Origin of the sequence: Rivihabitans pingtungensis (genome assembly GCF_003201855.1) — a bacterium.
GTDB lineage: Bacteria > Pseudomonadota > Gammaproteobacteria > Burkholderiales > Aquaspirillaceae > Rivihabitans > Rivihabitans pingtungensis.
The window spans coordinates 12814-38453 of the sequence record NZ_QJKI01000010.1; the positions used below are offsets into that span (position 1 = coordinate 12814).

The following is a 25640-nucleotide window of genomic DNA, read 5'->3' on the forward strand; positions in this document are numbered from 1 at the left end:
GCCTGGCCAGAATGGCGGCGCTGAGTTTTGTGAGCGGCTCGTAAGTCAATGTTGCCTGGTTTGGCGCCCAAGCGCCAAACCAGACGGGTTACACCCAGCCCAGTGCGCTTAAGCCCAGGTCGATCAGCTTGATGCCGGCAAACGGCAGCACCATGCCGCCCACGCCGTACAGCAGCAGGTTGCGCCGCAGCAGCACCGCTGCGCCCAGCGGGCGGTAGCGCACGCCGCGCAGCGCCAGCGGAATCAGCGCAATGATGATCAGCGCATTGAACATCACCGCCGACAGCAGCGCCGAGGCCGGGCTGCTCAGTCCCATCACGTTCAGCGCGTTCAGCTGCGGATAAGTGGCGGCAAAGGCGGCGGGGATGATGGCAAAGTACTTGGCCACATCGTTGGCCAGGCTGAACGTGGTCAGCGCGCCGCGCGTCATCAGCATCTGTTTGCCGATTTCCACCACTTCGATCAGCTTGGTCGGGCTGGAGTCCAGGTCCACCATATTGGCGGCTTCGCGCGCGGCCTGGGTGCCGCTGTTCATGGCCACCGCCACATCGGCCTGGGCCAGCGCCGGGGCGTCGTTGGTGCCGTCGCCGGTCATCGCCACCAAGAGGCCCTGGCGCTGGCAGTCACGAATCATCGCCAGCTTGGCTTCGGGGGTGGCTTCGGCCAGAAAGTCATCCACGCCGGCTTCGGCGGCAATCGCGGCGGCGGTCAGCCGGTTGTCGCCGGTCAGCATCACCGTGCGGATGCCCATGGCGCGCAATTGGGCAAAACGCTCGCGGATGCCGGGCTTGACCACGTCTTTCAGCTCGATCACCCCCAGCGCGCGCTGCGGCTCGGCCACCACCAGCGGCGTGCCGCCACGGCTGGCCACCTGGTCCACCTGCTGTTGCAGCGCGGCGGGCAGCTCGCCGCCATTGGCGGCCAGCCACTGGCGCACCGCATCGGCGGCGCCTTTGCGGATGGCGCGCTCGGGCAAATTCACGCCCGACATGCGCGACTGGGCGGTAAACGGCGCAAAGCTGACCGCCTCGGGCCGCTCGCCCTGACGCAGCGCGGCATCCAGCGGATTGGCCGCGGGCGGCAACAGCGGTTGGGTGAGCTGAACAATGCTCTTGCCCTCCGGGGTGTCGTCGGCCAGCGAGGCCAGCCATGCCGCCTGCGCCAGTGTCGCCTGCGACACGCCGGGCGCCGGCCACAGCGCGCTGGCCTGGCGGTTGCCATAGGTGATGGTGCCGGTTTTATCCAGCAACAGCACGTCCACATCGCCAGCGGCTTCTACTGCCCGTCCGGAGGTGGCAATCACATTGGCGGCCATCAGCCGGCTCATGCCTGCCACGCCAATTGCCGACAGCAGACCGCCGATGGTGGTGGGAATCAGGCACACCAGCAGGGCGATCAGCACTGCCAGCGAGGTGGGCTCGCCCGCGCCTGCGGCCTGGGCGCTGTAGTGCGAAAACGGCAGCAGGGTGACGGTCACCAGCAAAAACACCAGGGTCAGCGCCAGCAGCAGGATGGTCAGGGCGACTTCATTGGGGGTTTTGCCGCGCCGCGCGCCTTCCACCATGGCGATCATGCGGTCGATAAAGGTTTCGCCCGGATCGGCGGTCACCCGCGCCACCACCCAGTCCGACAGCACGCGGGTGCCGCCGGTGACCGAGCTGAAGTCGCCGCCGGATTCGCGGATGACCGGAGCAGATTCGCCGGTGATGGCGGATTCGTCGATGGCGGCGATGCCTTCGAGCACTTCGCCGTCACAGGGCACGATGTCGCCCGCCTGGGCGATGAACACATCGCCTTTGCGCAGCTCACCGGCCTCGACGGTGGCAAACGGTGCGCCGTAGCGGTGTGGCGCGCCCAGTTTTTTGGCCCAGGCGGCTTTTTTCAGGCCCTTCAGGCTGGCTGCCTGCGCCTTGCTGCGCCCCTCGGCCAGGGCTTCGGCAAAGTTGGCGAACAGCACGGTGAACCACAGCCACAGCGCCAGCGCGCCAGTGAGCCAGGTGGGCGCGTCGCCGTGGCCCAGCAGCCCTTGCACCCACAGCGCCGAGCACAGCAGGCTGCCCAGGTAAACCACAAACATCACCGGGTTGCCCAGTTGGGCGCGGGGCGAGAGTTTCTTGCAGGCATCCAGCAGCGCCGGACGCAGCAGCGCGGCGTCGAACAGCGGCAGAGTGTGTTGCGTCATGATGATTTCCTTATTGTGCGCGCGGCGCTCAGCGGCCAGCCCACAGCGCCAGGTGTTCCGCCATCGGGCCCAGGGCCAGCGCCGGCAAATAGGTGAGCGCGCCCACCATCAGCACGGCGCCGCTTAACAGGCCAATGAACAGCCCGCCATGGGTGGGCATGGCCCCGGCCGACGGCGGCAGGGTTTTCTTGGCGGCCAGTGCGCCGGCCAGCGCCAGCACCGGCACGATCACGCCAAAGCGCCCCAGCCACATCGCCGCCCCCAGCAGGCCGTTATAAAACGGCGTATTGGCCGACAGCCCGGCAAAGGCGCTGCCGTTGTTATTGGCTGCGGAAGAAAACGCATACAGCACTTCAGAAAACCCATGCGCGCCGCCATTGGCCAGCCCCGCCAGCCCGGCCTGGCTGACCACCGCCAGCGCCGAACCCAGCAGCACCAGCGCCGGCGACAGCAAAATCACCAGCGCCACCATCTTCATCTCGAAGGCTTCGATCTTTTTGCCCAGATATTCCGGCGTGCGCCCCACCATCAGCCCGGCGACAAACACCGCCAGCACGGCAAACACCAGCATGCCGTACAGCCCAGAGCCCACCCCGCCAAACACCACTTCGCCCAACTGCATCAGCCACATGGCCAGCATGCCGCCCAGCGGGGTGAGCGAATCGTGCATGGCGTTCACTGCGCCGCAGCTGGCCGCCGTGGTCACGGCGGCAAACAGGCTGGAGCCCGCTGCGCCAAAGCGCAGTTCCTTGCCTTCCAGGCTGCCGACGCTGGCGTCGGCGCTCAGCGCGTTCAGCAGCGGGTTGCCCTGCGCCTCGGCCAGCGCCAGCGCACTGGCCGCCAGCACAAACAGCAGCGCCATCGCCCCATACAGCGCCCAGCCCTGGCGACGGTCGCCCACCACTCGGCCAAAGGCATGGCATAGCCCGGCTGGAATCAAAAAAATCGCCAGCATTTGCAGGAAATTACTCAGCTCATTGGGGTTTTCAAACGGATGGGCCGAGTTGGCGTTGAAAAACCCGCCGCCATTGGTGCCCAATAGCTTGATGGCTTCTTGCGAGGCCACCGGGCCCAGGGTCAGCGTTTGCTCGCCGCCGGCCAGCGTGGCCACCGGCAGCGTGGCCGCCCAGCTTTGCACCACGCCCTGACTGGCCAGCACCAGCGCCAGCAGCAGCGACAGCGGGGCCAGCAGATATACGCTGATGCGGGTCAGGTCGGCCCAGAAATTGCCCAAGTTACTGGTTTCCCGCCGGGCAAAGCCGCGCATCAGCACGCAGGCCACGGCAATGCCGGTGGCGGCAGACAAAAAGTTCTGCACGGTCAGCCCGAGCATCTGCGTCAGGTGGCTCATGCTCGCCTCACCGGCGTAGCCTTGCCAGTTGGTGTTGCTGACAAAGCTCACCGCGGTGTTGAACGCCGAATCCGCCGTCACCGCGCCGCGTTGGCCGGGGTTGAGCGGCAGCCAGCCCTGCACGCGTTGCAGCACATACAGCAATAGCGCGCCCAGCAGGCTGAACAGCAGCACGGCGCGGGCGTATTCGCGCCAGTCCATCGCCGTGTCACGCACGCCCATCAGGCGCAGCAAGGCGCGGTCAAACTCCGCCAGTCGTGCTGGTACTTGTCCGCTGGCCAGCGGCGCCAGCCAGGCGCCCATCGGCCGCACGCTGAGCGTCAGCACCGCCATGAACAGCGCCAGCAACCAAAAAAATGCGGTCAACATCCGATGTCCTCCGCATTGAGCAGGGCATGAATCAGCCACACGGCCAGCCCCAGCGCCAGCAGGCCGGCGCACACCGTCAGCGCATCCATCACGCCCCCTTGCGCTGACGCGCCGCGCAGACAGTCACCAGACCGCGGGTGGCGGCGTACAGCGCCAGCAACACGGTCAGCCAGATCAGATCGTTCATGAAATTCTCCTGTCGGAAATCGACACTGCCACTCTAGGCGGCACGGCGTAAAGACAGGATCAAGACTGGGAGGGCGGGTGTAAAAATGGCGTAAAAACGGTCAGGGTCAGGCCGTTGGCGGCTTGTGCGGCGGCGGGATTGCCGCCGCACAAAAGGGGTTGGCGGCCGCTCCGCTGTCGCCACAGATAAGGATGGGCTGCGCTCAGGCGCGCAGAAACTGCTCTTTGCCGCTCAGCCAGCGGCGCAAATGGGCGTCTACTGCGTCCGGGTGCTCGGCCAGCAGGCGCGTCGCCCAGTTTCGGGCCACGTCCAGCAGCGGCTGGTCGGCTTCCGGGTCGGCAAAGCGCAGCATCGGCGCGCCGCTTTGCCGCGCGCCCAGAAACTCGCCCGGCCCGCGCAGCTGCAAATCCTGGCGGGCGATTTCAAAGCCGTCGGTGGTGTCGTACATCACCTTCAGCCGCGCCTTGGCCAGGTCAGACAGCGGCGCTTCAAACAGCAGCACGCAGCGGCTTTCGGCGGCGCCGCGCCCCACCCGGCCGCGCAGCTGGTGCAATTGCGCCAGGCCCATGCGCTCGGCGTGTTCGATCACCATCAGGCTGGCGTTGGGCACGTCCACGCCCACTTCGATCACCGTGGTGGCCACCAGCAATTGCACCTCATTGCGGCTGAACGCCGCCATCACTGCCGCTTTGTCGGCGCTTTTCATCCGCCCGTGCACCAGGCCCACCGCCACACCGGGCAGCGCGGCTTGCAGTTCGACATGGGTGTCCACGGCGGTTTGCAATTGCAGGGTTTCGCTTTCTTCGATCAGCGGGCACACCCAATACGCCTGGCGGCCCTGCGCCACGGCATGCGCCACCGCGCCCATCACCTCGCCACGGCGGGCGGCGTTGATCAGCTTGGTGACAATCGGCGTGCGCCCCGGCGGCAATTCATCAATCACCGACACATCCAGGTCGGCGTAGTAACTCATCGCCAGCGTGCGCGGAATCGGCGTGGCGCTCATCATCAGCTGGTGCGGCTCGCCGCCCTTGCCGCTGAGCGCCAGGCGCTGGCCGACGCCAAAGCGGTGCTGTTCATCAACAATCGCCAGCCCCAGCCGGGCAAAGTCGATGTCGTCCTGAAACAGCGCGTGGGTGCCCACCGTCAGCTGCGCCGCGCCGCTGGCCATCGCCGCGCGCGCCGCCTGGCGTTCGCTTTTTTTCTGGCTGCCAGAGGTCCACGCCACGGTGAGCCCCAGCGGGGTCAGCCAGTCGCGCAGCTTGAGGTAGTGTTGCTCGGCCAGCAGCTCGGTGGGGGCCATCAGCGCCGCCTGATAACCGGCCTCGATGGCGGTCAGCGCCGCCAGCGCCGCCACCACGGTTTTGCCGCTGCCGACATCGCCCTGCAACAGCCGGCGCATCGGGTGCGGGCTGGCCAGGTCGGCGTCGATTTCGGCCAGCACGCGCTGCTGGGCGGCGGTCAGCGCAAACGGCAGCTGCGCCAGCAAGGCCTGGCGCAGCCGGCCATCGCCGCACAGACGCGGCGAGCCGCCATGGCGGCGCTGGCGATACAGAATGCGCATGGCCAGTTGCTGGGCCAGCAGCTCGTCAAATTTCAGCCGCTGCCAGGCCGGCAGCCTGCGCAGGGCCAGCGCCTGCTGAGCGCAGTCGGGCGGCGGGTGGTGCAGGGTGTGCACCGCGTCGGCAAAGTCGGGCAGGGCCAGCTCGGCGCGCAGCGCCGCCGGCAAGGTGTCGGACAGGTCTTCCAGCGCCAGCGCCTGGCCGATCAGCCGGCGCAGCGTGCTTTGGTTCAGCCCCTGCACGGTGGGGTAGACCGGGGTCATCGCCTCGGGCAGCACGTCGTTGTCGCCAACGGCGTGGATTTTCGGGTGCACCATTTCGTCACCCTGAAACCCCCGGCGCACCTCGCCCACCGCGCGCAGGCGCTGGCCGACGGCGCAGAGTTTTTCCTGGCTGGGATAAAAATGCAGAAAGCGCAGCCACACCGCGCCGCTGGCGTCGGCCAGCAACACGCGCAGCTGTTTGCGCGGCTGCCGGCGCACCTCGCATTGGCGCACCTCGCCTTCGATCTGCACGCTGTGCTGATAGGGGGCGTCGGCAATGGCGGTGATGCGGGTTTCGTCCTCGTAGCGCAGCGGCAGGTGCAACACCAGATCCATCGGCTCGACCAGGCCCAGACGGGCCAGCTTTTGCGCCGTGGCCGGCGCGACTGTCAGGCGGGAGCTTTTCATGCGGCTATTGTACCCATGCCAGCAAAAAAAACGGCGCGCCGGTTTGTCGCCGGTCACGCCGTTTCAACCCCACTGATGCACGAGCCGGCGGGAGAGGGCGCTGGCTCGTTTTCCCCTGCGTCAGCCCTGGCGGACTGACAGGCACAGTATGCTCGCCCCGCTGTCTGGCGCCGTGTTGGCGCGGGTCAGCGGGGTGGGCAGACATGGATGAATGCCCGGTGATGCGGGCCATCCCTCGGATAGGCGCCGCACTGAAAAACGGACGCCGCAGCGCCCGTCAGGCTGAATCGTCGCGCCAAGGCTGCCGCCCCGCAGCGCCTGGCGCGTCCGGTGATGTTTTTTACGGTTGGCGTTCCCACACTTGCGAGCGACCCAGCAGCGACACCCCCATAAAGCCGCGCACTTCCAGTTTGGCGCCGCCGTCCACCAGCTTGGCCTTGCTGCTGTACACCTGGCCTTTTTTCGGGTCGAGGATCTTGCCGCCTTCCCAGGCGTCGCCGTTCTTTTTCAGGTCCCACAGAATGGTCATGCCTTGCACCGGCTTGTCTTTGCGCTCGCCGTCGCATTTGTCGCACAGCACGTCCGGGTTGGCGAACAGCTTGATGATCTTGCCAGTGAGCACACCGCCGGATTCGCTGATTTGCACCAGCGCCTTGGCCTGCTTGGTTTCGTCGTCGATGGTTTTCCAGGTGCCAACCGGAGAGTCGTTATTGGCCAGCGCCAGCGACGACAGGGTGAGGCTGGCGGCAAGGCACAGCGCGCGAGTGGCAAATTGCATGGTTAGGTCTCCTCTATCTTCCTCGTGTTGACTCGATGGCCTGGCGCGTGCGTTGCGCGCCGTGTGCGCAATTCGGGTTCGCCGGATCGGCGAAATTCAAACGTTGGTTTGAATGTGCGGCCAAGCATGCCGCAGCTGTGGGGGCTCGTCAAGCGCAGCGCTACCGCCTGAATCACGGTTCATTAGGGTTTTCCCGAATAGGGCCAGCCCTAATTTCATATTGCAACAAATCCGCGCAATATCGCCGCCGGTTACCCGCAATACTGTGGCCGCTGCCGCGCTCCCCCTGATTGGCGCGGCGGCGGGTTTTTTGCCCCTCCGGAGTCCGCGCCGATGACGCCCCGCAAACCGTTTTACCGTTCTCTTTACTTCCAGGTGATTGTCGCCATTGTGCTGGGCGTGTTGCTTGGGCATTTCTGGCCGCAGGTGGGCGCTTCGCTCAAGCCGCTGGGCGATGGCTTCATCAAGCTGGTCAAGATGATGATCGCGCCGATCATTTTCTGTACCGTGGTCACCGGCATCGCCGGCATGGAAGACATGAAAAAAGTCGGTCGGGTGGGCGGCAAGGCGCTGCTGTATTTTGAAGTGGTCACCACCCTGGCCCTGGCCATCGGCCTGATCGTGGTGAATGTGGTCAAACCCGGTGCTGGCATGCATGTTGACCCGGCCACGCTGGACGCCAGCGCGGTGGCCAAGTACACCAGCAAGGCCAGCGAACAGTCCACCGTGGACTTCATCATGCACATCATCCCCAATAGCGTGGTGGGCGCGTTTGCCGAAGGCGAGATTCTGCAGGTGCTGCTGTTCTCGGTGCTGTTTGGCTTTGCCCTGTCGGCGCTGGGCCAGCGCGCCCGCCCGGTGGTGAATCTGCTGGAGCAAATCTCCCACGGCCTGTTTGTGGTGATCGGCTTCATCATGAAGCTGGCTCCGATTGGCGCTTTTGGCGCAATGGCCTTCACCATTGGCAAGTATGGCGTACAAAGCCTGTCCTCGCTGGCGGCCTTGATGGGCACGTTTTACTTCACCTGTGTGGTGTTTGTGTTTGGCGTGCTGGGCAGCATTGCCCTAGCCAACGGATTTTCGATTTGGAAACTGATCAAGTACATTCGCGAAGAATTGCTGATTGTGCTGGGCACCAGCTCCAGCGAATCCGCCCTGCCGCGACTGATGGCAAAACTGCAACAACTGGGCTGTGACAAGACCGTGGTCGGTCTGGTGGTGCCCACTGGCTACTCGTTCAACCTGGACGGTACGTCGATTTATCTGACCATGGCGGCGATTTTTATCGCCCAGGCCTGCGGCATCGACCTGACGCTGACGCAAGAGCTGACCATCCTTGGCGTGCTGCTGCTGACCAGCAAGGGCGCGGCCGGCGTCACCGGCTCGGGCTTCATCACCCTGGCCGCCACCCTGGCCACCGTGCCCACCATCCCGGTGGCCGGCCTGGCGCTGATTCTGGGCATCGACCGCTTTATGTCGGAAGCCCGCGCGCTGACCAACCTGATTGGCAACGCCGTGGCCACCGTGGTGGTGGCGCGCTGGGAAAACTCGCTGGACAAGGCCACCCTGGCCCGTGAGCTGGACGACCCGACCCCGCTGGTGGAACTGCACCAGCAAGACAGCCACGCCCAGCCGGCGGCGGCACGCACCGCCGAACAGCAAGCGTAAGTTTCACCCCGCCCAGGCGGCGGCCTGGGCGCAGATACCCCGGAAAGTGGCTTGGCCTCGACAGATGACATGCCGCTGAACTTTGGCGATGGGCTGGATACCCATCGCTTTTTTTTGCCATGTGCCAATGCATGCCGGGTGACGCGGGCTGGACGGCTTTCACGCCGCAGCGGGAGCATCACCCTGCCAGACGTGGCGCTTGGCCTGACCTTGCTGGCGCGGCGCCCGGCCCAGGTTGGCAAAATATGCTATGTTGGCGGCTTGCTGTGTTTTTGATTGTGTTTGGCCATCATGTCTGCTCGCATCTCCCGCCCGACGGGCGCGCCCTTGTGGCTGCAAATCGAAGCCACCCTGAGCCAGGAAATTCTCACCCGCCAGCTCACCGGCCGTCTGCCCAATGAACAAAGCCTGGCCGAGCGGTTTGCCGTCAACCGCCATACCGTGCGCCAGGCCATCCAGAGTTTGCAGCACAAGGGCTTGGTGTGCATCGAGCGTGGGCGCGGCACCTTTGTGCGCGAAGAAATGATCGCCTACCGGCTGGGCAAGAGCAGCCGGTTTTCTCATAGCCTGAGCGAGCAGCATCTGGTCAGCGAGGTGGATATCCAGTCCTGCCATTTCGAGCCGGCTGACGAGCGGGTGGCGCAGTTGCTGGCGCTGGATGCCGGTGCGCCGGTGTTGCGGGTGGAGTCGCTGGATCTGGCCGATGAGCGGGTGGTCAGCGTCTGCACTCAGTATTTCCCCTTGCCCCGCTTTGACGGCTTTATTGATATTTACCGCGACAGCAAGAGCACCAGCGAAGCATTTGCCCGCGTGGGCATCCGCCAGTTCAGCCGGGTGCTCAGCCGCATCAGCGCCCGTCTGCCGCGCCCGGAAGTGGCCGCTGCCCTGCAACAGGGCCGTCAGCAGCCGGTGCTGTATGTGGAAAGCGTGTACGCCGACGCTGACGGTGTGCGCATTGAATATGGCATCACCCGCTTTGGCGGTGACAGCGTGCAGATTGAAGTGACGCCGGACACTTTGTAAACCGGCGATGTGTTGGCGCCGGTCAGATGGTGGGGTTTGTATTTGTCACTAAAGACATCTAGACATCTAGATGTAAATCGCCTGTAATCTGACGCAGGCACAATGCCAGCCTGTCACCCACCGACCCAAGGCAATCCCACCATGTTCGCCACCCGCTCTCTTTTGGCCATGACGCTGGCGCTGTGCAGCGTGTCTGCGCTGGCCGATGTCACCCTGACCGTGTACACCGCGCTGGAAGCCGATCAGCTCAAGGCTTATCAGCAAAAATTCGAGCAAGACACCCCCGGCGTCAAACTGCGCTGGGTGCGTGACTCCACCGGCATCATCACCGCCAAGCTGCTGGCGGAAAAAGCCAACCCACAAGCCGATGTGGTGATGGGCGTGGCGGCCTCTTCGCTGCTGGTGCTGGAAAAAGAAGGCATGCTGCTGCCGTACGCCCCCAAAAACCTGGCCAAGCTGAACAAGGCCTATGTGGACTCCACTCAGCCGCCGGCCTGGGTGGGGATGGATGTCTGGGGTTCGGCAATCTGCTTTAACACCGTCGAAGCCGCCAAGCTGGGCCTGAAAAAACCGGAAAGCTGGAAAGACCTGCTCAAGCCGGAATACAAGGGCAAGATCGTCATGCCCAATCCGGCGTCCAGCGGCACCGGCTACTTTGACGTGACCGCCTGGCTGACGCTGTTTGGCGACAAAGGCGGTTGGGACTATATGGACAAGCTGCACCAGAACATCGCCCAGTACACCCATTCCGGCTCCAAGCCGTGCAAGCAGGCTGCTGCCGGCGAGTTTCCGATTGGCATTGCCTTTGAATACCGCGCCGCCAAGCTCAAGGACAGCGGCGCGCCGATCGACGTGGTGTTCCCCAAAGAAGGCCTGGGTTGGGACGTGGAAGCCACGGCCATCATGAAGGGCAGCAAGAATCTGGACGCCGCCAAAAAACTGGCCGACTGGTCGGCTTCCCCGGCCGCCAATGAGCTGTATGAAAAGAACTTTGCCATTGTCGCCATGCCTGGCGTGGCCAAGCCCAATGCGCACATTCCGGCGGATTATGAGCAGCGCCTGGTTAAGCAGGATTTGCGCTGGTCGGCGGCCAACCGCGACCGCATTCTGGCCGAGTGGAGCAAGCGCTACGACGCCAAGTCCGAGCCCAAGCCGTAATCCATCCTGCCTGACGCGGCGGGCATGGCCCGCCGCGGGAGAGTTTCATGCCTTATTCCCCTCTGAACAGCCTTGAGCAAGTGGCAGCCTTGCTCAGCGAGCATGGCGTGCGCCTGTATGGCGGCGAAGCGATTAGCCAACTGGAACATGCACTGCAGGCGGCGCTGGCTGCCGAGCAGGACGGCGCCTCTGATGCGCTGATCACCGCCGCCTTCTTGCACGATCTGGGTCATCTGGTGTGCGAGCAGGGCGACGACGATGTCGCCAACGGCATCAACGACCATCACGAAGCCGTGGCCACCCAGGTATTGCGCAGCTTGTTTGCCGACGATGTCTTGCAGCCCATTGCCCTGCATGTGGCCGCTAAGCGCTATCTGTGCAGCATTGAGCCTGGCTACCACGCCAGCCTGTCGGACGCCTCGCGTGCTTCGCTGGCCCTGCAGGGCGGGGCAATGGATGCCGCTGCCTGCGCGCGTTTTGCTCGTCATCCGCATGTCGCTGATGCCCTGCGGCTGCGTCGTTACGACGACCAGGCCAAGACCCCGGGCCTGGTGACGCCGCCGCTGGCGCACTATCTGGCGATTGCCGCCCGGGCGACACAGGCGGCCCAGGCATGACGGCGCTGCATGTCGCCAGCACGCCGGCCGATGCCGCCAGCGCTGCGCCGCACCTGCTGCTGGACGGCGTCAGCAAACGGTTTGGCCGGCATGCCGTGCTCAGCGAGCTGACGCTGAGTGTGAACAAGGGCGAGTTTGTTTGCCTGCTGGGGCCATCCGGTTGTGGCAAAACCACCTTGCTGCGCCAGATTGCCGGGCTGGATGCGCCCGACGCCGGTCGCATTCTGCTCAATGGCCGCGACATCACCCGATTGCCGCCTGCTGCGCGCGACTACGGCATGGTGTTTCAGTCGTATGCGCTGTTTCCCAATCTGGATGTCGCCGGCAATATTGCCTATGGCCTTGGCGGTCGCCGCGCCGACAAACAGCGCCGGGTGAGTGAATTGCTGGCGCTGATCGGCCTGGACGACATCGCTGAAAAATACCCGGCCCAGCTCTCGGGCGGCCAGCAGCAGCGAGTGGCGCTGGCGGTGTCGCCCAGCCTGCTGTTGCTGGATGAGCCGCTGTCGGCGCTGGATGCGCGGGTGCGCGAGCATCTGCGTCGGGAAATCCGCGCGCTGCAACAAAAACTGGGCGTCACCACCATCATGGTCACCCACGATCAGGAAGAAGCGTTGACCATGGCCGATCGCGTGGTGGTGATGCACGGCGGGCGCATCGAGCAATGCGCCAGCCCGCACACGGTATACCGCGAGCCGGCCAGCCGGTTTGTCGCCAGCTTTGTCGGCCAGGGCAACTGGCTGGCGGGGCGGGCGCTGGGCGGTCAACAGGCGCAATTGGGCGAGCGCGTGCTGACGCTGGCGCAAAGCCACGGCCTGGCGGATGGCCAGCCCTTGTCCTTGTTTATCCGTCCGGAAGATCTGATTTTGCACGCTGGCTGGTCGGCCAGCCGCGATGCTGACTTGGCCGAGGTGCGCAAGCTGGAACTGTTGGGGCCGATTTACCGGGTTGGCCTGCATGTGCCGGCCTGGGGCGGCGCCGAGGTGCAGGCGGACCTGACCCACGCCCAACTGGCCGAGCTGGAACTGACGCCGCAGCGGCGCGTGCCGCTGTCGCTGAACCTGGCGCGTCTGCAGGTGTTTGCTGCGGAGGTTTCGCCATGTGGCGGGTAATGACGTCTTCTCGGGTGCGCGCCAGCCGCGATGAACACGCCGCCCGCCTGCTGCTGTGGCTATTGCTGGCGATGCTGGCCATCCTGGTGTTGTGGCCGATTGCCGCCATGCTGGGGCAGGCGCTGCATGGCGGCCTGGCCGTGTTGGGCCAGACCCTGGCGCAGCCCGGGCTGCGGCGTGCGGCGGTGGGCAGTTTGTGGGCGGCGACGCTGACCACAGCGCTGGTGGTTCCGCTGGCGTATGGCTATGCCGCCGCCCTCACTCGGGTGGCCTTGCCCGGCCGGGCGGCATTCCGGCTGCTGGCCTTGCTGCCGCTGCTGGCCCCTTCGTTGTTGCCGGGGATTTCGCTGGTGTATCTGTTCGGCAATCAGGGCCTGCTCAAACACTGGTTTGCTGAGGGTGGGCTGTATGGTCTGAGCGGCATTGTGCTGGGCGAGGCGTTTTATACTTTTCCGCATGCGCTGATGATTTTGCTGACCACGCTGGCCGTCGGCGATGCGCGGCTGTACGAAGCCGCGCGCACGCTGGGCGCCGGCCCGCTGCGCCGTTTTGCCACGCTCACCCTGCCGGCATCCCGCCATGGTCTGCTCTCTGCCGCGATGGTGGTGTTCACCCTGACCCTCACCGATTTTGGCGTGGCCAAAGTGGTGGGTGGCCAGTACCCGGTGCTGGCGCTGGAGGCCTATAAGCAGGTGGTGGGCCAGCAGAATTTTGCCCGTGGCGCCGCCATCGGTCTGTTGCTGTTGTTGCCGGCGGTGCTGTCGTTTGTCCTGGATCGGCTGTTGCAGCGCCGTCAGCACGCCCAGGTGTCAGCGCGCGCCCAGCCCTTGCAGCTCTTGGCCGGCGTCTGGCCGCGCGCGCTGGCGCTGCTGTATTGCCTGACGGTGGGCGGCGCTTTGCTGGTGCTGTTGGGCGTGGCCATCGCCGCGGCCTTTATCCAGCTGTGGCCGTATAACATGAGCCTGACCTGGCAGCATTTTGATTTTGATCTGGTGGATGGCGGCGGCTGGCTGGCCTTTGCCAACAGCCTGAAGATGGCCATATACACCGCGCTGGCCGGCGTGGCGCTGACCTTCATTGGCGCCTGGGCGTCCTGCAAGCTGCGGGTGGCTGGGGTGGCCGGCCTGGGCTTGCACGCGCTGGCCATGCTGCCGATGGCCACGCCGGGGCTGGTGCTGGGCCTAGGCTATGTGTTTGTGTTCAATCAGCCGGGCAATCCGCTGTCAGCGCTCTACGGCACGCTGACCCTGCTGGTGCTGTGTTCGGTGGCGCATTTTTACACCACCGCTCACCTGACCGCGCGCACGGCGCTGGCGCAGCTGGATGCCGACTTCGAGCCCGTGGCCGCCTCGCTGAAGGTGCCGCTGTGGCTCACCCTGTGGCGGGTGACGCTGCCGGCTTGCCTGCCGGCGCTGCTGGAAATCGCCCGCTACTTTTTTGTGTCGGCCATGACCACCGTGTCTGCCGTGGTGTTTTTGTACACCCCGGACACCGTGCTGGCCGCCATCGCCGTGCTGAACATGGACGACGCTGGCGACACCGCGGCAGCGGCGGCGATGGCCACGCTGATTGTGGCGGCCTCGGCGCTGGCCTGTCTGCTGTTTGCCCTGCTCTCGCACGCCAGCCTGCGACGCAGCCAGCGCTGGCGACGCCCTTCCTGATGCCGGACGCCGGGCCTGTGCGCCCGGTTTATTTTCACCCGACAAAGACGTCTAGATGACTTTTCTTCGTGACTGGAACATCACCATGCGAGAACCCATTCTGCTCACCCCCGGCCCGCTGACCACCAGCCTGGCCACCAAAACCGCCATGCTCACCGACTGGGGTTCATGGGACAGCCGCTTCAACGCGCTCACCGCCAGTGTGTGTCAGGACCTGCTGGCCATTGCCGGCGGCGAGCGCAGCCATGTGTGCGTGCCGCTGCAAGGCTCGGGCACCTTTGCCGTCGAGGCGGCGGTGGCCAATCTGGTGCCGCGCGACGGCAAGCTGCTGGTGCTGGTCAATGGCGCTTACGGCAAGCGCATGGCGCAGATCGCCCAATACCTGGGGCGCGACCATAGCCTGTATGTGACTGCCGATGATGCGCCGCCCTGCCCGGCCGAGCTGGCTGCCCGCCTGCGCGATGACCCGGCCATCACCCATGTTGGTCTGATTCATTGCGAAACCAGCACCGGCATTCTCAATCCACTGGCCGAGCTTGCCGCCGTCGCCGCCGCCGCTGGCCGGCGGCTGATCGTGGACGCCATGTCCAGCTTTGCCGCCTTGCCGATTGATGTGGCCGCGCTGGGCGTGGATGCGCTGATCGCCAGCAGCAATAAATGCCTGGAAGGCGTGCCGGGCATGGGTTTTGTCATTGCCGACCGCCAGCGCTTGCTGGCCAGTCAGGGCAACAGCCATTCGCTGTCGCTGGATTTACTGGCCCAGTACGACTACCTGCAACGCACCGGCCAGTGGCGCTTTACCCCGCCCACCCATGTGCTGGCGGCGCTGCGCGCGGCGCTGGACCAATACCACGCCGAAGGCGGGCAGCCGGCGCGGCTGGCGCGTTACGCCGCCAATGGCGCACGACTGCGCGACGCGCTGTGCGCTGGCGGTTTGCGCCCGCTGCTGCCGGCCAGCCTGCAAGCGCCGATCATCTTCACTTTTCATGCGCCAGACCACCCGGACTATCAGTTTCAGACGTTTTACCAGGCGGTGCGCGAACAGGGTTTCGTGCTGTACCCCGGCAAGCTCACCGAGCAGGAAACCTTCCGCGTTGGCTGCATTGGCGCCATCGACCAGGCGGAGATCGAACAGGCTGCTCACGCCATTTTGTCCACTTTGCGTCGTCTGGGCTGGTTGCCCGCGGTGCATTAATCATCAGGAGTATCTGTCATGCCGCATGAGCAAGTTCTGGAAGCTGTGATTTTTGATTGGGCCGGCACGGTCGTGGATTTTGGCTCGTTCGCCCCCACGCAAGTGCTGCTGGATGTGTTTGCCGCGCAAGGCGTGGCGGTGTCGATGGCCGAAGCCCGTGTGCCGATGGGCTTGGCCAAGTGGGACCATATTCAGGCGCTGGGCCATCTGCCCAGCGTGGCCGCCCGCTGGCGCGCCCGCTTTGGCCGCGACATGGACGCGGCGGATGTCGATGCGCTGTATGATAAATTCATGCCGCTGCAAGTGGCGCGGGTGGCCGCGTATTCGGCGCCGATTCCCGGCGCCATCGACACGGTGAATGCATTGCGCGCACGCGGTCTGAAAATCGGCAGCTGCTCGGGCTACCCGCGGGTGGTGATGGACGCGCTGCTGCCGCACGCCGCCGCGCTGGGCTATGCCCCGGATTACACCGTCGCCGCCGATGACCTGCCCGCTGGCGGGCGGCCTGGGCCGTGGATGGCGCTGGCCAATGTGCTGGCGCTGGCCATTGGCGATGTGCGCCACTGCGTCAAGGTGGACGACACCGAGCCTGGCATTGCCGAAGGGCTGCGCGCCGGCATGTGGACCGTGGGCTTATCTGCCAGCGGCAATGCCGTCGGGCTGAGTGCCGAGGACTGGCAGGCGCTCGACCCGGCGCAACAGGCCGCGCGGCGCGCCCCGGCAGAAGCCATGTTGCGCGCGGCTGGCGCACATTATGTGATCGACACCCTGGCCGACTTGCCGGCCGTGCTGGACGCCATTGAAGCCCGGCTGGCCGCCGGCGAGCGGCCATGAGCGCACCCGTCCTGCCTTTCTGGCTGGCGCAGGCGCTGGCCGAGGATGCCGGCCCTGTCCGCCCGCCGTTGTCCGGCGAGCAAGAAGCCGATCTGTGTATTGTCGGCGGTGGCTTTACTGGGCTGTGGACCGCCATCCTCACCCGTCAGGCGCGGCCCGACTGGCGCATCGTGCTGCTGGAAAAAGCCCGCTGTGGCAGCGGCGCTTCCGGGCGCAACGGGGGTTGCCTGCTGACCTGGTCTGCCAAGCTGCCGTCGCTGACGCGCTGGTTTGGCCAGGCTGAGGCGCTGCGGCTGGCGCGTGCGTCAGAACAAGCGGTGTTCGATATTGCCGATTTTTGCCGCCAGCACGGCATTGACGCCGACCTGCGTCTGGGCGGCGCGGTGTATGCCGGCAGCAATGCCGCGCAACGCGGCGCGCTGGATGGCGCTTTGGCCGCGCTGTCGGCGGCAGGCGGCTCGCGCTGGCGCATGCTGTCCGACGCCGACACCGCCGCCCTGTCCGGCAGCGCCGCTTTGTCGGCTGGCGCCTGGACAGACGCTGCCGGCAGCGTGCAGCCGGCCAAGCTGGCGCGCGGGCTGGCGCGAGTGGCCGAGGCCATGGGCGTGGAGATTCACGAACACAGCGCCATGACCCATTTGCAGGAAACCGACCGGGTGACGGTGGCCTGCGCCAAGGGCTGCGTGCGCGCCCGCCAGGCGGTGCTGGCGATGAACGCCGACATGGCCAATGGCCCGGCGCCCCTGGCCAATAGCGTGCTGCTGGTGTCGTCCGACATGATCATTACCACGCCGCTGCCGGAGCGGATTGTTCGCCTGGGGCTGGATCGCGGCCAGGCCGTGTGCGACTTGCGCACCTTTGTGCATTACTGGCGGGCCAGCGCCGATGGCCGCTTGATGCTGGGCAAGGGCGGCAACCAGATTGCCTTTGGCAATCGCATGCTGCCGTATTTTGATGCGCCCAGCCCGCAGCGGCCGATGCTGGAAGCCGCGCTGACGCGGTTTTTTCCGGATTTTTCCGCCGCAGATGTGCAACACAGCTGGACCGGCGCCTCAGATCGCTCCGCCAGTGGTTTTCCGTTTTTTGGCTGGCTGCCCGGCCATCGACGGGTGTGTTATGGCATGGGCTATTCCGGCAATGGCGTGGCCCCCAGCCGATTGGGGGGAGAAGTGCTCCGGGACATGCTGCTGGGGGTGGATAGCGAGTGGACGCGCAGCCCGCTGGTGCGCGGGCCGCTGGCGCATTTTCCGCCCGAGCCCTGGCGCTGGCCCGGTGCCATGCTGGTGCGCGAGGCCATCCGTCGGGTGGAGCGCGCCGAGGACGCCGGGCGCCAGCCCGCGTGGCTGGCGCGCAAACTGGCCGGGTTGGCCAGTATGGCCGGCAAAGCCGACCGCTGACTGTGGTTTTTCCATTCACCTTGTTCGGGAGATCACTTGCCGGCTCATGCCGGTGGGTGATCGGCATGCTTGCCGTCAGCCCCCGGCCCGTGCGCGCAGCGCCACCTTGTGCACCTTGCCCGAGGGCGTCAGCGGCAGCGCGTCGAGTTGCTCAATGCGCTGCGGGCGCTTGAAGCGCGCCAGGCAACTGGCCAGATGGGCATTCAAGGCGTCAACGTTCAGGGTCAGGCCGGCGGCCATTTCGACAAAAGCATGGCCCACCTCGCCCCAGCGCGCATCGGCCACGCCCACCACGGCGGCGGCGCGCACGCCGGGGTGGCGCTGGATGGCGGCTTCCACCTCGGCCGGGTAAACATTCTCGCCGCCGCTGATATACATGTCTTTTTTGCGGTCCACCACATAATGAAAACCGGCGGCGTCGCGGCGGAACAGGTCGCCGGTTTTCAGCCAGCGGCCGGCAAACAGCTCGGCGCTGGCGTCTGGCCGTCGCCAGTAGCCAGAACACAAGGTTGGCCCGGCCAGCCACAGCTCGCCCACCTGATCGACGGCCACATCCTGGCCGGCCTCATCGACAATGCGCGTTTGCGTGCCCCAGTTGGCAAAGCCCACCGAGCCGCGATGCGACACCGCGTAGGCTTCTGGCAGGGTCAGGCAGTTCACCCCGGCTTCGGTTAGGCCGTAGCCTTGCTTGAAGGTCAGCCCACGCGCCGCCCAGTGCTCGATCAGCGGAATCGGGCAGGGCGCGCCGCCCGAGATGCAAAAGCGCAGGCTGCCCAGTTCCGCTGCGGCAAAGTCGGGGTGGTCGGCCAGCATCTGGAACATGGTCGGCACGGCAAACAGCACGCTCAAGCGCCAGCGGACGATGGCGTCCAGCACCTGGCCGGGGTCAAAACGCGGCAGCAACACGCTGAAGCCGCCGCGCTGCAAGAGCGGCAGGGTCAGCACATTCAGTCCGCCAGTATGAAAAAACGGCGCATGCGCCACGCTGCTGTCCGCGCCGGACAAATCCCAGGACAGCGCGGTATTGTCGGCATTGGCCGCCAGCATGCGTTGCGACAGCAAGGCGCCCTTGGGCCGGCCGGTGGTGCCCGAGGTGTACAGCAGCAAGAGCGGGGTTTCCGGGTCGATGTCCGGCGTGGGGTGCAGCGGCGCGGCCAGCCAGTCGTCCAGCGTGGCCAGCGGCGCGCATGCCGGGCCGCTCAGTTGGTGGGCCAGCGCGGCGTGGGTATCGTCATGCCACAGCCAGGCCGGTTCGGCGTCGTCGAGCTGGTATTGCAGCTCGCTGGCGGTCAGCCGCCAGTTCAGCGGCAGCAGCATGGCGCCCAGTCGGGCGCAGGCCAGCGTCAGGCACAGGGTGTCGCTGTGATTCAGCGCCAGCACCGCCAGCCGCGCGCCGGCCGTCACCCCGCGCGCAGCCAGGCCGCCGGCCAGGCGCTCGACGCGGGCATGCAGGCTGGCGTAGTCATACAGCACCCCCTCGGCTGGCGCAGCCAGCGCGCGCGCCTGCGGGCGGGTGTGGGCGTGAAAGGCCAGCCAGTCGGCAGGGTTGGGACGCATCATGACAGCTCCAGAGGCAGCGGCGGGAGAGCATGATGTTAGCAAGATTTGCCGCCACCATGGCGGGAACTGCATTGAGGTGTTTACAATGCTGGCGGAGAAATTAAAACAACTGTTTGCTTGTTCGGTGCGACGACCTTATCGCCAGGCCGACACTGGCTCTGGGTGTATCAGCACGGCTCACCTTCCTCAGCGCAGAGCCGCGCAACCGCAGACAGTACAAAAAAATACGGCAAGGCCAGGCCGGTGTTGTGCGCCGCGCCAAGCGCAATCGGCCGCCAGACAGGGAGCTCACAAAGCATGCGCGACATCATTCATTTTTCTCACGCCAACGGGTTTCCGGCGCCGGTGTACCGCCAGCTGTTTGCTGAGTTGTCGCCGGATTACGACATGGGCTATCTGGACATGATCGGCCACGATCCGCGCTATCCGGTGACCGACAGTTGGCCGCATCTGGTGGAAGAAACCCTGCACACCCTGCAAGCGCGTTACACCCAGCCGGTGATTGGCGTGGGGCATTCGCTGGGCGGGGTGATCACCCTGCTGGCGGCGCTGCGCCGGCCGCAGGCGTTTCGCGCCGTGGTGTTGCTGGATGCGCCGCTGTTCAACCCCTGGCGCGGGCGCTTGATCTGGCTGGGCAAATTGCTGGGGCAAACCGAGCGCATCACCCCGGCCGGCGCGGCCTTGCGCCGCCGCGCGCACTGGCCGGACGCCGATAGCGCGGTGCAGCACTTTGCCGGCAAGGCGCTGTTTGCCGAGTTTTCGCCGCAGGCGCTGCGCGATTATATTGAACACGGCGCCGACGCCAGCGAGCACGGCGTGCGCCTGCGCTTTCAGCCGCAGATCGAAGGCCGGATTTTCGCCACCCTGCCGCACAGCTTTGCCGCCTATCGCGGCCGGCTGGCGGTGCCCGGCGCCTATGTGGCGTGCAGCCGCCATGAGGTGATGCGCCCCAGCGATGTGCGCTTTGCCTGCCGGCGCTTTGGCCTGAAATTATACGAACACCCCGGTCGTCATTTGTTTCCGCTGGAGCGCCCGCGCGAAACCGCCGCACAGTTGCGTCAGATCATCGGCGAACTATGCGGCGGCTGAACGCTAAAGCAGGCGCCAAACCCGGCAAAATCAAAAACCGCCATGCCCACTCGTGTGGAAATGGCGGTTTTGTCTGCATGCTCCTGGCGGGCAAAACCCGCTCAGGCCGGGTGGGTCAGCGTGTGCTGAATTTCGGAAAACGTCTGCGGCACGCGGATAAAATTCAGCGATACGCCCAGGCGGCGGGCGATGTGCGAGGTAGAAAACAGCCCGCACAGCTCGTGGTGGCCGGTGTGGGCGTTGTGCTCCACCACCAGGGTGTGCTGACGGCCCAGCTGTTTCATGGTGGCGATCAGCTGGCCCACCTTGGCGTGGCTGACGTCTTTGAGCTGCAAGGTGTCCAGCTGGGTGCGCGGGGTCATCACGTCGCGCACCAGGATTTCCGTGTGGCGCTTGCCATCCTGATGGATGCACTGCATTGGCCGCTCACCCAGCACGTCGGTGGCGGTGATCACCCCGGTCAGGTGATGGTCGCCGTCGGTGACAAACAGCAGGCGAATGGCGCGGCTGACCATCAGCGTGTGCGCGGCGTCCAGCGTGGCGTCCTCAGCAATGCTGACCGGATCAAGCACGCGCAGGTCGGTCATCACCTCCAGCGCCGGACTGTCGTAAGTCACCGGGCGGGCCGGACGTTCGTCCAGATGCAATAAATCGGTATTGACGGGCAGTTGGCTGGTTGGCAGGGGGTGAAACAGAGCATCCATGACTGAATCTCCTCATTGTGCGCCCGTGGCGAATCTCCGGCGCCGGCGGGCTGTTATGGTGGTGAAACACGCCGGACATGGACTGAATGACGTGTTTCTGATTCCATTCTAGCGCGCACGCGAGAAATTGCTTGCCTGTCGTGAAGAACACTCGTTTGCATGGCAAACAGATAAAAAAACCACGCAGAGCAAGACAGACAGAAGTGAAAAGCCGGAAAAGACAGGATGCGGCAGAACACCGCTGGCGTAAGGACGTAAAAAAACCACCTGGCGGTGGCGATATCTTACTGAGTATTGGCGGAGTGGACGGGACTCGAACCCGCGACCCCCGGCGTGACAGGCCGGTATTCTAACCAACTGAACTACCACTCCGAATTGTAACGCTATAGAAGCGTGGTGGGTGATGACGGGGTCGAACCGCCGACATTCTGCTTGTAAGGCAGACGCTCTACCAACTGAGCTAATCACCCACAGTGCAATGGCAAACGCGATATTCTCTGAATTGGCGGAGTGGACGGGACTCGAACCCGCGACCCCCGGCGTGACAGGCCGGTATTCTAACCAACTGAACTACCACTCCAGCGGGCAGAGATTGCGCGAATGCACGGTATTGCTGAGTACTGCTTGGGGTTGGCGGAGTGGACGGGACTCGAACCCGCGACCCCCGGCGTGACAGGCCGGTATTCTAACCAACTGAACTACCACTCCTAAATGGTGGGCGGTACTGGACTCGAACCAGTGACCCCTGCCGTGTGAAGGCAGTGCTCTACCAACTGAGACTAACCGCCCATCGCTGCGTTGCTGTTTGCGCTGCAGCGAAGAGGTGCGCATTTAACCATAGGCCCATGAGGTGTGCAAGCGTTTTTTTGCAAAAATGTGCATTTTTTCTTGCCGGACCATGTCGGATGGCGGGTGAACTACCTTGAATATTTTTTGAAAACAGCATGTTGTTTGATAAATCGGCAATTGGGCGTGCCTGCTGTGCATGCGTGCGCACCTGCCTGCGGGCGATAATCGCCGTGTTTGCCGTATTCGCATGCCAGCCTGCCGCGATGGTCTTATGCGTAAATACACAAACCAATCTCCATCTGCCCTGGATCAAGGCAGTGCCCGGTATGCAGGCGCTTTTGCGCCATTTCGCCACAATCCGAACAACCGTTTCATGGCAAACGCCAAAGGCCTCCTGTATGATTGCCCGATTCTGAAATCGACCGATGTCACGCATGAAAACCACTTTTCTCGATTTCGAGCAGCCCATTGCCGAACTGGAAAGCAAGATCGAAGAGCTGCGCTTTGTCCAGGATGATTCGGTGCTGGACATCTCGGAAGAGATCAGCCGTCTGCAAAAGAAAAGCCAGGAACTGACCAAGGCTGTGTACGCCAAGCTCACCCCGTGGCAGATCTCCCAGGTGGCGCGCCACCCGCAGCGCCCGTATACGCTGGATTACATCAAAAGCATCTTTACCGACTTTCACGAGCTGCACGGCGACCGCGCCTATGCCGACGATCCGGCCATTGTGGGCGGCCTGGCCCGCTTCAATGGCCAGTCGGTGATGGTGATCGGCCACCAGAAGGGCCGCGACACCAAAGAAAAGATCTACCGTAACTTTGGCATGCCGCGCCCGGAAGGCTATCGCAAGGCCTTGCGGCTGATGAAAACCGCAGAAAAATTCAATCTGCCCATCATCACCTTTATTGACACCCCCGGCGCCTACCCTGGCATCGGCGCAGAAGAACGCGGTCAGTCCGAAGCCATTGGCCGCAATCTGTATGAAATGACCCGCCTGCGCGTGCCCATCATCTGCACGGTGATCGGCGAGGGCGGCTCTGGCGGCGCGCTGGCAATTGCCGTGGGCGACCAGCTGAACATGCTGCAATACTCCACGTATTCGGTGATTTCGCCGGAAGGCTGTGCCTCCATCCTGTGGAAGAGCGCCGAAAAAGCCCCCGAGGCCGCCGAAACCCTGGGCATCACCGCCAGCCGACTGAAAACCCTGGGCCTGATCGACAAAGTCATCAACGAGCCCTTGGGCGGCGCCCAGCGCGACCATGCGGCGATGATGCAATCCATGAAGCGCGCGCTGGCCGAAGCGTTGCGCGATCTGCAGGACGCCCCGGTGGATGAACTGCTCAAACAACGCTTTGACCGCTTGATGAACTATGGCCGATTCAAGGACGACGCTGAGGCTTGATTGGGTGGACTATCTGGAAAGCGCCTTGCACGAGGCGTTTCCAGAGGCGCGCCATATCGAAGTGGCGCTCAGCGGTGGGGTGGATTCCGTCTGCCTCACCTATCTCTTGGCCGACCTGGCCAAACGGCGCGGCTTTCGCCTGTCTGCCGTGCATGTCAATCATCAGATCAATCTGCGCGCCGGCGACTGGCAGGAATTCTGCCAATGGCTGTGCGCCTCGCTGAACATTCCCTTGCGCACCGCCAAGGTGGAGGTCAACTGGGGCGGCGGCGACAGCCTGGAGGCCGAAGCCCGTCAGGCGCGCTACGCCATTTTTGCCCAGAGCCAGGCCGATGTGCTGGCGCTGGCGCACCACGCCGACGATCAGGCGGAAACCATCCTGCTGCAACTGCTGCGCGGCGCCGGCCCGCACGGCCTGGCCGCCATGCCGGTGACGCGCGCGCTGACCGAGCACACCCAGTTATGGCGGCCGCTGCTGAACGCCACCCGCGACCAACTGGAAGCGCTGGCCACGGTGGAAGACTGGATCTGGATCGAAGACGACAGCAACGACGACACCCGCTTGCGGCGCAATTTTTTGCGCCACGACATCCTGCCGCGCCTGGCGCAAGGCTACCCGGACTACCGCGAGCAGCTATTGCGCAGCGTGCGCCGTGCCGCCGATGCCGCCGCGCTGCTGGACGAACTGGCGGCGTCCGACCTGGAGTTGATGGTTGGCGCCGACAGCTCGCTCGACCTGGACGTACTCGCCCATGTGTCGCTGCCGCGTGCGCGCAATGCCTTGTTTGCCTGGGTGGAAGAGCGCGGCGGCGCGCTTACCCCGGATGGGCTGGACGAAGCGCTGGTGCAGCTTTTGGACGCCGCGCCCGACGCCAATCCGATGATCGACGTTGGCGCCTGGCGGCTCACCCGCTATCGCCAGCGCGCCTATCTGATTCGCCCGTTCACCACCCCCTCCGCGCCGATTGCCTTTGAATTCTCGCCCGAGCAACTCACCCTGGACTTCCCCGATTGGGGCGGCCGGCTGCGCTTTAACCCGATTGCCAATGGCGGCCTGCGCCAGGTGGCGCTGACCGGCGGCCTGACCCTGCGCCCGCGCCAGGGCGGCGAGAGCCTGCCGCAAAACGGCGTGACCAAAACCCTGAAAAACCTGCTGCAAGAAGCCGGCATGCCGCCTTACCGGCGCGAGCGCCTGCCGCTGATCTATCAGAACGACACCCTGCTCGCCGCGCCCGGCGCTGGCATCAACACCGAGCTGCTGGCCGCTGAACCGGACGTCGGCTATGTGCCGGTGTGGCTGCCTTACGACGGCTATTGAGCGGGCCCGGCAGCACGGCGTCAGGCCGGCGTCAAAAACGCCACGAAAGTCTGCTGCAAGGGCGACAGGCTGACAAAGTCGCGCGCACACAGCTTTAACTCGCGCTCGGCCCAGCGATCACGAAACTCGACAATGGTCACCGGCTGGCCGGCGCTGCGATAGCGCAGCGCGGCCGCTTCTGGCAACACCCCCAAACCCGCCCCCGCCGCCACCAATCGGTATAGCGCCTCGAAACTGGGCACGCGCAGCCGCACTTGCAGCTTGCCGCCGTGCAGCAGCGCGGCGCGCTCGATAAATTGCTGCATACCGCTGTCCGGGCGCAGAGCGACAAACGGATGATCCAGCGCTTCGGCAAACGACACCTGCTGGCGCGCCGCCAGCGGATGGCCGGCGTGCGCCACCAGCACCAGCTTGTCGCGACTGAACGGCAGCAGCGCCAGCCGCTCGGCGCCGGTGTTGCCGTCGATAATGCCCAGATCGTGCTCGCCGTCGCGGATGGCCTGAATCGCCGCCGCGCTTTGCCGTTCGTCGATTTCCACGTCCACCTGCGGGTGCAGCGCCAAAAAGCGCCCGAGCACATCGGGTAAAAATTCCGCCGTGGTCACCGTGGTGGCGGCCAGGCGCAACACATGGCGACCTTGCTGCGCCGGGTGGGTCAGCTCGCGCTGCATGCGGTCGGCCCCGCGCAGCAGCAGCCGGGCATGCTCGACGCAACGCTCGCCATCGGCCGTCAGCCGCACGCCGTCGCGCTCGCGCTCGAACAAACTCACGCCAAACAGGGTTTCCAGCTTGCGGATGCGCTGGCTGGCCGCCGACAGGGCAATCGGCAGGCGCGCGGCGCCGGCAGTGAGGTTGCCGGCTTCGGCCACATGCACCAACAGGCGCAGATCGACAAAATCAAATCGCATTGCAGAGATCCAGACAGCCATGGGTTCGCCATCATCGGGGAAATTTGCCGACATGGCGAGCCCGCGTTTGGCGGGCCTGGCATCCCGGCTGACGCCGTGAATAA

Annotated in this window: 21 protein-coding genes and 5 tRNA genes; 12 read left to right on the forward strand and 14 right to left on the reverse strand. The window is 65.0% G+C overall.

Features of this window, described 5'->3' with window-relative positions; translation table 11 throughout:
• Positions 1–88 precede the first annotated feature (88 nt).
• The 5 genes from kdpB to DFR34_RS09005 form a co-directional block, all read right to left on the reverse strand.
• Positions 89–2182: a potassium-transporting ATPase subunit KdpB gene (gene kdpB / locus DFR34_RS08990; protein WP_110390821.1), complete on the reverse strand. Its 2094-nt coding sequence runs from the start codon at positions 2180–2182 to the stop codon at positions 89–91.
• 28 nt (positions 2183–2210) lie between these two features.
• A complete protein-coding gene (gene kdpA / locus DFR34_RS08995; RefSeq protein ID WP_211309348.1) occupies positions 2211–3902 on the reverse strand; it encodes a potassium-transporting ATPase subunit KdpA in 1692 nt (563 codons plus the stop codon).
• Positions 3896–3991 (reverse strand): potassium-transporting ATPase subunit F, encoded by a 96-nt coding sequence (locus DFR34_RS16875; protein WP_146215107.1) that lies wholly within the window; start codon positions 3989–3991, stop codon positions 3896–3898. Before DFR34_RS16875 ends, kdpA begins: the two co-directional genes overlap by 7 nt.
• Before the next feature lie 300 nt (positions 3992–4291).
• The gene (gene recG, locus DFR34_RS09000; protein WP_110390822.1) at positions 4292–6322 is read right to left on the reverse strand and encodes an ATP-dependent DNA helicase RecG; all 2031 of its coding nucleotides are present in this window, start codon (positions 6320–6322) and stop codon (positions 4292–4294) included.
• Between the two features lie 340 nt (positions 6323–6662).
• A complete protein-coding gene (locus DFR34_RS09005) occupies positions 6663–7100 on the reverse strand; it encodes a DUF2147 domain-containing protein (RefSeq protein WP_110390823.1) in 438 nt (145 codons plus the stop codon).
• 333 nt (positions 7101–7433) lie between these two features.
• Between DFR34_RS09005 and DFR34_RS09010 the strand changes: the two genes are divergently transcribed.
• The 9 genes from DFR34_RS09010 to DFR34_RS09055 all read left to right on the forward strand — a co-directional run bounded on the left by DFR34_RS09010 (position 7434) and on the right by DFR34_RS09055 (position 17765).
• The gene (locus DFR34_RS09010; RefSeq protein WP_110390824.1) at positions 7434–8768 is read left to right on the forward strand and encodes a dicarboxylate/amino acid:cation symporter; all 1335 of its coding nucleotides are present in this window, start codon (positions 7434–7436) and stop codon (positions 8766–8768) included.
• A gap of 291 nt (positions 8769–9059) precedes the next feature.
• A complete protein-coding gene (phnF, locus tag DFR34_RS09020; protein ID WP_146215108.1) occupies positions 9060–9791 on the forward strand; it encodes a phosphonate metabolism transcriptional regulator PhnF in 732 nt (243 codons plus the stop codon).
• A 141-nt stretch (positions 9792–9932) separates the two neighbouring features.
• Positions 9933–10949, forward strand: coding sequence for a putative 2-aminoethylphosphonate ABC transporter substrate-binding protein (locus tag DFR34_RS09025; RefSeq protein WP_110390827.1), 1017 nt, complete (start codon positions 9933–9935; stop codon positions 10947–10949).
• Between the two features lie 47 nt (positions 10950–10996).
• On the forward strand, positions 10997–11566 hold the full coding sequence (locus tag DFR34_RS09030; RefSeq protein ID WP_110390828.1) for a phosphonate degradation HD-domain oxygenase: 570 nt from the start codon (positions 10997–10999) through the stop codon (positions 11564–11566).
• Positions 11563–12678 carry an ATP-binding cassette domain-containing protein gene (locus tag DFR34_RS09035; protein WP_110390829.1) on the forward strand — a complete coding sequence of 372 codons (1116 nt, stop codon included), beginning with the start codon at positions 11563–11565 and terminating at the stop codon, positions 12676–12678. The genes DFR34_RS09030 and DFR34_RS09035 overlap by 4 nt, the downstream gene beginning before the upstream one ends.
• The gene (locus tag DFR34_RS09040; RefSeq protein ID WP_245906851.1) at positions 12678–14339 is read left to right on the forward strand and encodes a putative 2-aminoethylphosphonate ABC transporter permease subunit; all 1662 of its coding nucleotides are present in this window, start codon (positions 12678–12680) and stop codon (positions 14337–14339) included. The genes DFR34_RS09035 and DFR34_RS09040 overlap by 1 nt, the downstream gene beginning before the upstream one ends.
• An 85-nt stretch (positions 14340–14424) precedes the next feature.
• Positions 14425–15534: a 2-aminoethylphosphonate--pyruvate transaminase gene (locus tag DFR34_RS09045; protein ID WP_211309349.1), complete on the forward strand. Its 1110-nt coding sequence runs from the start codon at positions 14425–14427 to the stop codon at positions 15532–15534.
• An 18-nt stretch (positions 15535–15552) separates the two neighbouring features.
• Positions 15553–16368 (forward strand): phosphonoacetaldehyde hydrolase, encoded by an 816-nt coding sequence (phnX, locus tag DFR34_RS09050; protein ID WP_110390831.1) that lies wholly within the window; start codon positions 15553–15555, stop codon positions 16366–16368.
• A complete protein-coding gene (locus DFR34_RS09055) occupies positions 16365–17765 on the forward strand; it encodes an FAD-dependent oxidoreductase (protein WP_110390832.1) in 1401 nt (466 codons plus the stop codon). The genes phnX and DFR34_RS09055 overlap by 4 nt, the downstream gene beginning before the upstream one ends.
• Before the next feature lie 75 nt (positions 17766–17840).
• On the opposite strand, the gene DFR34_RS09060 is transcribed toward DFR34_RS09055, so the two are convergent.
• Positions 17841–19325: an AMP-binding protein gene (locus DFR34_RS09060; RefSeq protein ID WP_158281784.1), complete on the reverse strand. Its 1485-nt coding sequence runs from the start codon at positions 19323–19325 to the stop codon at positions 17841–17843.
• A gap of 297 nt (positions 19326–19622) precedes the next feature.
• On the opposite strand from DFR34_RS09060, the gene DFR34_RS09065 reads away from it, so the two are divergent.
• Positions 19623–20414, forward strand: coding sequence for an alpha/beta fold hydrolase (locus tag DFR34_RS09065; protein WP_110390834.1), 792 nt, complete (start codon positions 19623–19625; stop codon positions 20412–20414).
• 101 nt (positions 20415–20515) lie between these two features.
• Here the strand turns inward: DFR34_RS09065 and DFR34_RS09070 are convergent, their stop codons facing one another.
• From DFR34_RS09070 to DFR34_RS16880, 7 genes are all read right to left on the reverse strand, one after another.
• Positions 20516–21118: a CBS domain-containing protein gene (locus tag DFR34_RS09070; protein WP_110390835.1), complete on the reverse strand. Its 603-nt coding sequence runs from the start codon at positions 21116–21118 to the stop codon at positions 20516–20518.
• Between the two features lie 295 nt (positions 21119–21413).
• Positions 21414–21490, reverse strand: a tRNA-Asp gene (locus DFR34_RS09075).
• Positions 21491–21512: 22 nt separating this feature from the next.
• Positions 21513–21588: transfer RNA gene (locus DFR34_RS09080), tRNA-Val, on the reverse strand.
• 33 nt (positions 21589–21621) lie between these two features.
• A tRNA-Asp gene (locus DFR34_RS09085) sits at positions 21622–21698 on the reverse strand.
• Between the two features lie 51 nt (positions 21699–21749).
• Positions 21750–21826, reverse strand: a tRNA-Asp gene (locus DFR34_RS09090).
• 4 nt (positions 21827–21830) lie between these two features.
• Positions 21831–21907 (reverse strand) — tRNA-Val (locus tag DFR34_RS09095).
• Complete coding sequence (locus tag DFR34_RS16880; protein WP_146215109.1) at positions 21885–22343, reverse strand: hypothetical protein; 459 nt, start codon at positions 22341–22343, stop codon at positions 21885–21887. Before DFR34_RS16880 ends, DFR34_RS09095 begins: the two co-directional genes overlap by 23 nt.
• On the opposite strand from DFR34_RS16880, the gene DFR34_RS09100 reads away from it, so the two are divergent.
• Both DFR34_RS09100 and tilS read left to right on the forward strand, forming a co-directional pair.
• Positions 22342–23310: an acetyl-CoA carboxylase carboxyltransferase subunit alpha gene (locus tag DFR34_RS09100; RefSeq protein ID WP_110390836.1), complete on the forward strand. Its 969-nt coding sequence runs from the start codon at positions 22342–22344 to the stop codon at positions 23308–23310. The genes DFR34_RS16880 and DFR34_RS09100 overlap by 2 nt on opposite strands.
• Positions 23279–24628 carry a tRNA lysidine(34) synthetase TilS gene (gene tilS, locus DFR34_RS09105; RefSeq protein WP_110390837.1) on the forward strand — a complete coding sequence of 450 codons (1350 nt, stop codon included), beginning with the start codon at positions 23279–23281 and terminating at the stop codon, positions 24626–24628. Before DFR34_RS09100 ends, tilS begins: the two co-directional genes overlap by 32 nt.
• 20 nt (positions 24629–24648) lie before the next feature.
• On the opposite strand, the gene DFR34_RS09110 is transcribed toward tilS, so the two are convergent.
• Positions 24649–25536 (reverse strand): LysR family transcriptional regulator, encoded by an 888-nt coding sequence (locus DFR34_RS09110; protein ID WP_158281785.1) that lies wholly within the window; start codon positions 25534–25536, stop codon positions 24649–24651.
• Positions 25537–25640 lie beyond the last annotated feature (104 nt).